The following is an 11,011-nucleotide window of genomic DNA, read 5'->3' on the forward strand; positions in this document are numbered from 1 at the left end:
CCGAGCCCGCGCCGATCGCACTGACGCGTCGGACGCCTTTCGATCGGGCGGCGCGTGGGCTTTGTCAGCTCGTGCGGCGCAGCACCGCCAGGAACATCGCGTCGGTGCCGTGCCGGTGCGGCCAGAGCTGCACCGTCGGTCCCGAACCCAGTCCCGGCATCCCCGGCGGCAGCAACGGGCGCGCGTCCACGAAGTCGACCTCGACCCCGCTGCGACGCGACCCCTCGGTCACCGTCACCTGCGTCTCGACCATGTGCGGCGAGCACGTCACATAGGCCACGACGCCACCCACACGCACCGCGCGCAACGCCGCCACCAGCAGCTCCCGCTGCAACTTGGTCAGCGGCGGCAGGTCGGCCGGCTGACGACGCCACCGCGACTCGGGCCGGCGCCGCAGCGAACCCAGCCCGGTGCACGGCGCGTCGACCAGCACCCGGTCGAACGACTCCTCGGGCAGATCGGGGTCACGCCCCACGGACCGCCCGTCCATCGGCAGCACGGTCACCGGCATGCCCTCGGTCGCCTGCTCGACCAGCCGCGCGCGGTGCTCGGCCACCTCGACCGCCGTCACCTCGGCGCCCCGGCTCGCGGCGATCGACCCGAGCAGGCCGGTCTTGCCGCCCGGCCCCGCGCACAGGTCGAGCCAGCGCGTGTCCTGCCCCTCGATCGGCGCGGCCAGCAGTGCCGCCGCCACCAGCTGGGAGCCTTCGTCCTGCACGTGCGCGCGACCGTCGTGGATCGCCGCCAGCTCACGTGGCGAGCCACCGTTCAGATAGACCGCGTACGGGGAAAACGCCCCCGGTACCCCGCCCACCTCGTCGGCCAGCTCGATCGCGTCGACCCGCCCCGGCCGGGCGCACAGGTGCACCACGGGCGGCTGGTTGTCCTCGATCAGCAGCCGCGTGGTGTCGGCCAGATCGCCGCCGAGCGCCTCCGAGAACGCCCGGATGATCCACTCCGGGTGGTTGTGGTGCACGGCGAGATTGCCGATCGGGTTCGTCTCGTAGTCGGGCGCGAGCTTGTCGAGCCACTTCTCCAGCGGCGTCTCGGCGATCGTGCGCATCACCGCGTTCGCGAACCCGGCCGCCCCCGGCGCCACCGAACGCACCAGGTCAACGGTCTGGTTGACCGCGGCGTGGGCGGGCACACGGGTGTGCAGCAGCTGATAGGCGCCGAGCCGCAGCGCGTCGCGGGCCGGCGGGTCGATCCTGGACACGTCACGTCCCGCCGCGTCGGCCACGATCAGGTCGAGCGTGCCGAGCATGCGCAGCGTCCCGTACGTCAGCTCGGTCGCAAACGCCGCATCCCGCCCGGCGAGCCCCATGCCCCGCAAGATCTCAGGCAAGACCAGGTTCGCGTACGCGTCATCGCGGTGCACAGCCGCAACCGCCTCGTACGCGGCCTGACGCGCCGGATCCGACGGCGGCCGCCCACCGCGAGGCGCCCGCCCCGAGCGTGAATCCCGGTCGTACCCCGGACCACCCGGCCGCCGAGGCCGGCCCGATCCGTGCGGCCGCTCTGCCCTGTGCTCGGTCACTGAAGCTTCTCCCCCGGCTGGATGCGCCATGCTGCACTGCGCCCGGTCTTCGCCACTCCCCCGGTCACTGAAGCTTCTCCCCCGGCTGGATGCGCAGTCCTCGGGCCCAGTCGGTCGCCGCCATCGGCTTCTTGCCGGCGGCCCGCACCTCGCCCAGCGCGACCGGCGTGGTCGCCGTGCCCACGAGCACCTGGGTCCGCTCGACCAGCAGGTCGCCCGGCTCCAGCGCGGGACCGTTGGCCACCGGCTTCACCGGGCCGAGCTTCAGCCGGTCGTCACGCAGCGTCGTCCACGCGCCCGGCGCCGGGGTGCACGCCCGGATCCGCCGGTCGACCGCGAACGCCGGGTCACCCCAGCGGATCCGCGCGTCTTCGACCGTCAGCTTCGGCGCCAGCGTGATGCCGTCGCCCGGCTGCGGGTGCGCCCGGGCCGTGCCCGCCTCGATCGCGTCGAGCACGGCGACGAGCAGGCCGGCACCCTCGGTGGCGAGCCGTTCGAGCAGGTCACCCGAGGTGTCGGTGGGTCGGATGTCTTCGGTCAGGGTGCCGTAGACCGGCCCGGTGTCGAGACCGGCCTCGAGCTCGAACACGCTCGCGCCGGTCACCTCGTCGCCGTGCAGAACGGCGTGCTGCACCGGGGCCGCGCCCCGCCACGCGGGCAGCAGCGAGAAGTGCAGGTTGACCCAGCCGTGCTTGGGGATCTCGAGGGCGCTCGGCGGCACCAACGCGCCGTACGCCACCACGGGCACACAGTCGGGCGCCAGCGAGCGCAGCCTCTCCTGGAACTCGGGTTCCCGCGGCTTCTCGGGCGTCAGCACCTCGATGCCGCGCTCGTCGGCCCAGGCGGCGGCGGGCGAACGCACGAGGCGGCGCCCGCGCCCGGCCGGCGCGTCGGGACGGGTGACCACGGCGAGAAGCTCATGTCCCGAGGCGGCGATCGCGTCGAGGCTCGGCACGGCGACGGCCGGTGTTCCGGCGAAAACCAGACGCATCCCGGTCACCGCCCCAGCCCGAAGAGGCCCCGGCCGTGCGGGCTCTCCTTGATCGTCGGCGGTTTGCCCGCGTCGTACCAGTCCGCCGCACGGATCTGCTTCATCGCGTCCTTCCGGGAGGCGGCGTCGAGCCGGTCGAGGAACAGCACGCCGTCGAGGTGGTCGGTCTCGTGCTGCACGCAGCGCGCCATCAGGCCCGTGCCGACGATCTGGATCGGGTCGCCGTGCTCGTTGAAGCCGGCGGCCACGACGTTCTGCCGCCGCTTGGTGTCGATGTAGATGCCCGGGATCGAGAGACAGCCCTCCGGCCCGTCCTGCTCCTCGTCGTCGGGGAACGACAGCGCCGGGTTGATGATGTGCCCCACCACGTCATCCACGTCGAACGTGAAGACGCGCAGGCCAACCCCGATCTGCGGCGCGGCCAGACCGGCGCCGCCCTCGTCGAGCATGCTGTCGGTCAGATCCTTGACCAGGGTGCGCAGTTCCTTGTCGAAGTCGACGACAGGATCAGCCGGCGTCCGGAGCACCGGATCGCCGAACAGACGGATGGACTGGACGGTCACGCGGGCAGACTCCTGACATCTCGACTCGGCACCCGACTAGTCTACGGAGTGCCCGGGAGCAGGCACGGCTAGCGTCCAGGTGCCGAGCGTCACCGCCGCCCACCGCCACCCAACACCCCTGGCCGCAGCCACAGTCCGCACCACGACGCCCGGGCTACCAAGCTCCCAGCACCAACCATCCTTCCCGGCAGCACGCACAGCCCGTACCGCAGCGCCGGCGCACCGTCAACGGCCCCTCCCAGCAGCACGCGCACCCCGCGCCACGGCATCCCAGCCGCTACCCCGCACCTACAGCTGGCCCTCCCGGCAGCAGGCACAGTCCGCGCCACGACGCCCGGGCTACCAAGCTCGCAGCATCAACCCGCCCGTCTGGGAGCGGGCACGGTCAGCGCCGAGGCGCCGAGGGTCACCGGCAGCGATGCCCACCCCCGCAGGTTCATCCGGGGCCGCCGTGTGGGCCGCCCCGCCAACGCGAGCTCGGGGAACCGCCGCAGCAAAGCCGGCAGCGCGATCTGCGCCTCCAGCCGGGCCAGCGGCGCGCCCAGGCAGTAGTGCGCGCCGGCCCCGAACGACAGCGGCGCGTTGGCCGGCCGGTCGGGATCGAAGACACCCGGCGCTTCGAACCTGGCCGGATCACGGTTGGCCGCGCCGAGCAGCAGCACGAGCTCGGCGTCGGCGGGCACCTCGGTGCCGCCGATCACGGCCGGTCGTGACGTGTAACGCTCGGTCAGCTGCACCGGCGATTCGATGCGCAGGACCTCTTCCACGTACGCGGTGGCCAGCTCCGGATCCTCGCGGAGCCTTTCCCCGTACGCCGGATGGTCGAGCAGCAGCACGATGCCGTTGCCCAGCAGGTTCGTCGTGGTCTCGAAGCCCGCCACCAGCAGCAGTGTGAGGTTGCCCATCAGCTCGGCCCCGGTCAGCTGCTCACCACCGGCGTCGTGCGCCGCGGCCAGGGCGGTGACCAGGTCGTCCTCCGGTTCGGCTCGGCGCCGCGCCACCAGGTGGGTGAAGTAGTCCTCGAGTTCGAGCGCGGCGTCGTGCGCGAGCCGCCTGTCCTCCGCCGTCCAGCGCACCTCGAGCACGGCGGTCAGCGCCTCGGCCAGCCGTCGGAAGCGCCCCCGGTCGGCCGCGGGCACCCCGAGCAGGGCAGTGATCACCCCGATCGGCAGCGGGTACGTCAGATGGGTGACGAGGTCGACAACGCCGCCCTCCGCCTTCTCCGGCAGCTCGCCGATGGCCTCGTCGACCTGCGCGGCGACCACCTCGCGCAGGGCACCGACCCGGCGGGCCGTGAACACGCCGGCCGCGAGGCGGCGCATGCGAGTGTGCTGAGGCGGGTTCGTGCGCAGCATGGAGTCGGCGAACAGCGCCACCGCCCGGTTGTCACGCCAGTCGGACCACTGGCTGTCGAGCCGCCTTGCGTCGTACGCCTCCATGCCCGGATCACGCAGCACGGCGTCGACGGCCTCGTAGCCCGAGACGAAGTAGTAACCGCTGGCCACCTGGGCCACCGGCCCATGGCGGTGCAGGGCTTCGTACGCCGGGACGGGATCGTGGTTCGCCCGCGGGTCGAGCAGCAGCGAGACCGCCTTGGCGGCATCCATCGGCGGTTCCTGGGTCAGCGTCACCACTACGTTCTACCTCCCCTGGTCCATCGTGGATTTCCGGTGTCGGATCCGACGCCACCCACCGTAGGCATTCGGGCCGGATGGCGCGTCAACCCAGGGTTCGACGGCGGCCTCGACCCATGGGCTGACGACGCGACGACGCGATCCGGCCAGGATCAAGGAGCGACCGAGTTTGTCGGAGGGGGCGGGCAGAATGTTCAGCGATGGCAGCAAAGGGTGGACGCAGCGAACGGGTGCCGGCGGAACGGTTACCCGTGGCCCGCGTGTGTGTGGACGTGCCTCTGGCCCACCTCGACCGCCCCTTCGACTATCTGGTGGCAGCCGCCGACGACGAGGCGGCCCAGCCCGGCGTGCGGGTGAAGGTCCGCTTCGCCGGCCAGCTGATCAGCGGTTTCCTGATGGAGCGGGCGGAGTCCTCCCCCCACGGCGGTAAGCTGGCCTACCTCGACAAGGTGGTCTCCCCCGAGCAGGTCCTCGACCCCGAGATCGCCCACGCGGCCCGCGCGGTGGCCGACCGCTATGCCGGCAATCTGTGCGACGTCCTGCGCCTGGCCGTCCCACCCCGCCACGCCCGCGTCGAGGCGCAGTCGGCCAAGCCCAACGCCAAGGACACCCCACCCTCGGCTGACGACACCACCCCACCCACCCCCGAAGACCAGGACGCACCCCATCCGGAGGCCACCCCAGCCGCGACTCACACGAACGGCGACCCCGACGGCACCCCGACCAGCGGCGCGGCAGGCGGCGCGGCAGACGGCGCCCAGGAAGGCGGCGGACCCGCCGCGGCTCACACGAGCGACCGCCCCGCCGGCGTGCTGGCGAGCAGCGGGCCAAGGACGGTGCGCGCGAGCGATGGGTCAGGCGGCACACAGGCAGGTGACGGGCCCAGCGACTCGCGACCGGACAGTGGCCGGGCGGACGGTGGCGCGGACCCCACGCGGGCGGGCACTGACCGGGCGGGCACTGACCGAGCAGCCAGTGGCGCGGACACCGCACGAGCGGACGCTGGCGGGGCGGACGGTGGCACGGACCCCACGCGGGCGGGCACTGACCGGGCAGCCAGTGGCGCGGACACCGCACGAGCGGACGCTGTCGGGGCGGACGGTGGCACGGAGACCGCACGAGCGGGTGCCGACCGGGCGGGTGCCGACCGGGCGGACGGTGGCACGGACAACGCACGAGCGGGTGCCGGCCGGGCGGACGGTGGCACGGACAACGCACGAGCGGGCGCGGGCCGGGCGGGCAACGGCGTGGATGCGGCGCGAGTTGGGGGTGTGCCTGAGCCGGGTGAGTGGGGCAAGTACACCGCTGGGCCGGCGTTCTTGCGGGCGCTTGCTGAAGGGCGTAACGCGCGGGCGGTCTGGGGGGCGCTGCCCGGCGAGGACTGGGCGGGCCGGATTGCGGAGGCGGCCGAAGCCACCGTGCGCGGTGGGCGCGGGGTTGTGATCGTGGTAGCCGATGCGCGCGATCTCGAACGGGTGGACCGGGCGCTGGGTGTGGCGCTCGGTCCCGGGCGTCATGTCGCGCTCAATGCGGCGTTGGGGCCTGCGGAACGCTACCGGCGGTTCCTGGCGGCCAGTCGGCACCAAGTGCCGGTGGTCGTGGGCACGCGGGCCGCCATGTGGGCGCCCGTGGCCAAGCTCGGGCTCGTCGTGATCTGGGATGACGGCGACGATCTGCACGCCGAGCCGCGGTCGCCCTATCCGCACGCCCGGGAGGTGCTGCTCACGCGTGCCCAGTTGGCTGACTGTGCTGCGCTTGTGGCCGGCTTTGCCCGTACGGGGGAAGGGCAGCTCCTGCTCGAGACCGGCTGGGCCCGGGAGATCTCGGCCAGCCGTGACGTGCTTCGGGCCCACGCGCCGGCGATCGCGCCGACCGGGGACGACCCGCAGATGGCCCGCGACCCGGGGGCCGCCGTCGCGCGTCTGCCCAGTCTGGCCTGGGAGACCGCCCGCCAAGCGCTCAAGGCCGGCGCGCCGGTGCTGGTGCAGGTGCCTCGGCGCGGCTACCTGCCGTCGATCGCCTGCGCCGACTGCCGCACGCCGGCCCGCTGTCCACAGTGCTCGGGGCCGTTAGGGCTGCAGGGTGCCCGCGACGTCCCCACGTGCCATTGGTGCGGCCGGGCCGCGGCCGCCTACTCGTGTCCCTCCTGCGGGAGCCGGCGCCTTCGGGCGTCGATCACGGGTGCCCGCCGTACGGCTGAGGAGCTGGGGCGGGCCTTCCCGGGAACCACGGTCCGCACCTCCGGCCGTGACGAAATCCTCAACACGGTCTCGGCCGAACCTGCGGTGGTGGTCGCCACGCCGGGCGCCGAGCCGGTGGCCAAGGACGGGTACGGAGCGATCCTGCTGCTCGACGCGTGGGCGTTGCTGACCCGCTCCGATCTGCGCGCGGCCGAAGAGACCATGCGCCGCTGGCTGAACGCCGCCGCCCTGGCCCGGCCCGCGTCCCGGGGCGGCCGGGTCGTAGTCGTGGCGGACGGTTCGCTGGCTACTGTCCAGGCCCTGATCCGCTGGGATCCGGGCTGGTTCGCCCTGCGCGAGCTGACCGAACGCCGTGAACTCTCGTTCCCGCCCGCGTCCCGCATGGCCAGCCTGACCGGCAAGGCGGAAGCGGTCGCCGACTTCCTCAACGTGGCCCGGCTGCCCGCCGACACCGAGTTGCTGGGCCCGGTCCCGGCCGACGAGGAGCAGGAACGCATGCTCCTCCGGGTTCCCCGCTCCCAGGCCGCCGCGATGGCCCACGCCCTGCACGAGGCCGCCGCGGTCCGCAGCGCCAAGAAGGCTCCCCTGACCGTCCGCGTCGAGATCGACCCCTCGGCCCTCTTCTAGCCCGCGAACGGCTCAAGGGGCCCTACCAGTACGACGAACGCAAAGGGTCTTGCCGACGCAGCAGGCGTCAAGGGCCCTACCAGCACGACGAACGCAAAGGGTGCCGCCAGCGCGATGGGCGTCAAGGACCTGCCAGCGCGGCAAACGCAACGGGTCCTGCCGGCACGGCGAAAAGCGCTAACGAACGGGACGGCGCCCCCGCGAAGGATCGCGAGGGCGCCGGGTGGGGCTGAAGGTCAGGCGGCGGCGTTCTTGAGGTCCTGAGCGCGCTCGGTGCTCTCCCAGAGCAGCTCGGGGATCTCGCGGCCGAAGTGACCGTAGGCGGCCGTCTGCTGGTAGATCGGGCGCAGCAGGTCGAGGTCGCGGATGATCGCGGCCGGGCGCAGGTCGAAGACCTCGTTGATGGCCTTCTCGATGCGCTCGACCGGGACGTTCTCGGTGCCGAACGTCTCGACGAACAGCGACACCGGGTGGGCCTTGCCGATCGCGTAGGCGACCTGGGTCTCGCAGCGCTCGGCCAGGCCGGCCGCCACGACGTTCTTCGCGACCCAGCGCATCGCGTACGCCGCCGAGCGGTCCACCTTGGACGGGTCCTTGCCCGAGAAGGCACCGCCACCGTGACGCGCGTAACCGCCGTACGTGTCAACGATGATCTTGCGACCGGTGAGGCCGGCGTCGCCCATCGGGCCGCCGATCTCGAAGCGGCCGGTCGGGTTGACCAGCAGGCGGTAGCCCTCGGTGTCGAGGCCCAGGCCCTCCAGCTCGGGCGCGATCACGTGCTCGCGGATGTCGGGCGTGAGCAGCGACTCGAGCGAGATGTCGGCCGCGTGCTGCGACGAGACGACGACCGTGTCGAGGCGGACCGGCTTGAGACCGTCGTACTCGATCGTGACCTGGGTCTTGCCGTCGGGCCGCAGGTAAGGGATCGTGCCGTCCTTGCGGGCGGCCGACAGCCGGCGGGCCAGGCGGTGGGCCAGGGCGATCGGCAGCGGCATCAGCTCGGGGGTCTCCGAGCAGGCGAAGCCGAACATCATGCCCTGGTCGCCGGCGCCCTGGGAGTCGAGCACGTGCTCGCTGTCACCCTCGCGCAGCTCGAGCGCGCTGTCGACGCCCTGGGCGATGTCGGGCGACTGCGACCCGATCGAGACGCTGACGCCACAGGACGCGCCGTCGAAGCCCTTCTTCGACGAGTCGTATCCGATCTTGAGGATCGTGTCGCGCACGATGCTCGGGATGTCGGCGTACGCCTGGGTGGTGACCTCACCCGCGACGTGCACCTGGCCGGTCGTGATCAAGGTTTCCACCGCGACCCGGCTGCGGGGGTCCTGCGACAGCAGGGCGTCGAGAATGCCGTCGCTGATCTGGTCAGCGATCTTGTCCGGGTGGCCTTCCGTGACCGACTCGGAGGTGAACAGGCGGCGTGCCACGGTGCTCCTCAGATTTGTCGAATACAACGTAACGCGGAAGTGTAGCCACCGCGCCTGACCGGAGTCGCCTGGGTGCTACGCCGTCCCATCGTCTGCGACCTGGTGTTCCAGGAGCGTGACGACATGGTCCCAAATCATATCGGCCACATCATCTTTAGGGAGTTCGGCATAACTGGCCGTGCTTCCGTCGGCCCCGAGCAGCGTGACCTCATTGTGGTCGGCGCCGAAGACGCGGTCCACTCCCACCTCGTTAACGACGATCAGGTCGGCACGTTTCTTGATCAGTTTCGCCCGGGCGTGCTCGATCGCGTCATGTGTCTCGGCCGCGAAGGCTACGAGGATTTGTCCCGGTCGTTTGCTCGCGCCCAGCTCAGCCGCAATGTCCGGGTTGGTCACGAGCGTGATCGGCGCCGGCACGCCGCCCTCGGTCTTCTTGATCTTCTCGTCGGCGACGGTGGCGGGCCGGAAGTCGGCGGGTGCGGCCGACATCACCACAGCGTCCGCCTCGGTGGCCGCCTTCACCGTCGCCGCCCGCAATTCCTCGGTCGTCCCGACCCGCAGAATGTCGACGCCCGCCGGATCGGGCAGCGTCACGTTCGCCGCGATCAGCGTCACCCGCGCCCCGCGTGCCGCCGCCGCTTTGGCCAGCGCATACCCCTGCTTGCCGGACGACCGGTTGCCCAGGAAACGCACCGGGTCGAGCGGCTCGCGTGTCCCCCCGGCCGTCACCACGACGTGCCGCCCGGCCAGGTCAAGGTCAAGACCCTTCCGGTGTACGCGCAGAGCCAGCTCGAAGATCTCGGCCGGGTCAGGCAGGCGCCCCTTGCCGGTGTCTTTGCCGGTCAGCCGCCCGACCGCGGGCTCGATCACGACCGCGCCGCGGGCCCGCAACGTGGCGACGTTGGCCTGAGTGGCCGGGTTGTCCCACATCTCCGTGTGCATGGCCGGCGCGTAGACAATCGGACAGGTCGCCGTCAGCAGGGTGTTCGTCAGGAGGTCGTCGGCGATGCCGTGCGCCGCCTTGGCCAGGAGGTCGGCGGTCGCGGGCGCGACGACTACAAGTTCGGCGGCCCGCCCGATCCGGACGTGAGGCACCTCATGCGCGTCATCCCACACCTCGGTCGAGATGGGTCGTCCGGAGAGGGCCGCCCAGGTTGGCGCGCCGACGAACTGGAGTGCGGACGCGGTGGGCACCACGCGCACCTTGTGCCCCGATTCGGTGAACAGGCGGAGGAGCTCGCAGGCCTTGTAGGCAGCGATGCCACCGGCCACACCGAGCACAACTTCAGTCACCGCGTCCTCCTTTTGGGGCCCCTTGATTGGGGCTGTGCCAACGCTAGCCCGGTTCCGGCTGCGGGGAGGGACGGACCCGGGCGCTGTGGATAACCCCGGTTCCCCGGTTGGGTCGAGGCTGTGGATAGTGGGGTGGTTTTGACGTCGCGGAGGTGGGCCGAGGTGTTCGGCGCGTTCGCGGGCTGGCGGGGGCGCATACTTCCTCGAAATCGCCGACCTGCGGGGATGCTGTCGCTGGGCCCCATCGTCACCCGCCACGACGCCGCCACGCTCGTCGACGACGCCCAGCTCCGGCACGCCTACCTGGGGTTCTTCGAGGCGCAGGGTGCCTGCAACCGAGGATCTGGGCTGAGCGACGGTGGCGCCGTCGGGATGGGCCAGGCATTCCACGGTCTGCCCTACGGAGCGCCGTTGGGCTGGGCAGTTCGACCCGAACCCTGGCTCTTTAAGACCGCCATCGGAACCCTCCTTTAACCCGAAGTTGTGCGGGTAACGGGGCTCGGGTTTCGGGCTTGGATTTCGGGCTTGGATTTCGGCTGGGAAGGGCTAAGACCCTGGGGCTCCGCCCCAGACCCCGGCCATCGCTCGGAGATCGGTGAAAAGCAAGGGCGGGGGCGTGGGGGTTTGGGTGGTCTCCTCGCGGCGGCGGCCTCAAGCGAATCGCAAGGAAGGGCAGGGCGCAACCAAACCCCGGTTGCACCCTGCCCTTCCTCACGATGAGCCAAGGCTGCCGTCGCG

7 protein-coding genes are annotated in these 11,011 nt (G+C 71.9%); 1 reads left to right on the plus strand and 6 read right to left on the minus strand.

Annotated features, from left to right (window positions below; translation table 11 throughout):
- Window positions 1-64: 64 nt before the first annotated feature.
- From JIG36_RS48475 to JIG36_RS48490, 4 genes are all read right to left on the minus strand, one after another.
- On the minus strand, window positions 65-1,567 hold the full coding sequence (locus tag JIG36_RS48475) for an RsmB/NOP family class I SAM-dependent RNA methyltransferase (RefSeq protein WP_203383713.1): 1,503 nt from the start codon (window positions 1,565-1,567) through the stop codon (window positions 65-67).
- A 34-nt stretch (window positions 1,568-1,601) separates the two neighbouring features.
- Complete coding sequence (gene fmt / locus JIG36_RS48480) at window positions 1,602-2,528, minus strand: methionyl-tRNA formyltransferase (protein WP_203383714.1); 927 nt, start codon at window positions 2,526-2,528, stop codon at window positions 1,602-1,604.
- Window positions 2,529-2,533: 5 nt separating this feature from the next.
- On the minus strand, window positions 2,534-3,091 hold the full coding sequence (gene def, locus JIG36_RS48485) for a peptide deformylase (RefSeq protein WP_203383715.1): 558 nt from the start codon (window positions 3,089-3,091) through the stop codon (window positions 2,534-2,536).
- A gap of 356 nt (window positions 3,092-3,447) precedes the next feature.
- Window positions 3,448-4,698, minus strand: a complete 1,251-nt coding sequence (locus tag JIG36_RS48490; RefSeq protein ID WP_203383722.1) for a cytochrome P450 — start codon at window positions 4,696-4,698, stop codon at window positions 3,448-3,450.
- A gap of 293 nt (window positions 4,699-4,991) precedes the next feature.
- Between JIG36_RS48490 and JIG36_RS52935 the strand changes: the two genes are divergently transcribed.
- Window positions 4,992-7,553: a primosomal protein N' family DNA-binding protein gene (locus tag JIG36_RS52935; RefSeq protein ID WP_307873217.1), complete on the plus strand. Its 2,562-nt coding sequence runs from the start codon at window positions 4,992-4,994 to the stop codon at window positions 7,551-7,553.
- 236 nt (window positions 7,554-7,789) lie between these two features.
- On the opposite strand, the gene metK is transcribed toward JIG36_RS52935, so the two are convergent.
- Both metK and coaBC read right to left on the minus strand, forming a co-directional pair.
- Window positions 7,790-8,980 (minus strand): methionine adenosyltransferase, encoded by a 1,191-nt coding sequence (gene metK, locus JIG36_RS48505; RefSeq protein WP_203383716.1) that lies wholly within the window; start codon window positions 8,978-8,980, stop codon window positions 7,790-7,792.
- 75 nt (window positions 8,981-9,055) lie between these two features.
- On the minus strand, window positions 9,056-10,273 hold the full coding sequence (gene coaBC / locus JIG36_RS48510; protein ID WP_203383717.1) for a bifunctional phosphopantothenoylcysteine decarboxylase/phosphopantothenate--cysteine ligase CoaBC: 1,218 nt from the start codon (window positions 10,271-10,273) through the stop codon (window positions 9,056-9,058).
- Window positions 10,274-11,011: the final 738 nt, after the last annotated feature.

It is taken from the genome of Paractinoplanes ovalisporus (assembly GCF_016834655.1).
GTDB classification, from domain to species: domain Bacteria; phylum Actinomycetota; class Actinomycetes; order Mycobacteriales; family Micromonosporaceae; genus Actinoplanes; species Actinoplanes ovalisporus.

Excerpts from the sequence above, each read along its gene's own strand:
- JIG36_RS48475 (WP_203383713.1), bottom strand. The coding sequence starts at position 1,567 with ATGGCGCATCCAGCCGGGGGAGAAGCTTCAGTGACCGAGCACAGGGCA.
- fmt (WP_203383714.1), bottom strand. The coding sequence starts at position 2,528 with ATGCGTCTGGTTTTCGCCGGAACACCGGCCGTCGCCGTGCCGAGCCTC.
- JIG36_RS48490 (WP_203383722.1), bottom strand. The coding sequence starts at position 4,698 with ATGGATGCCGCCAAGGCGGTCTCGCTGCTGCTCGACCCGCGGGCGAAC.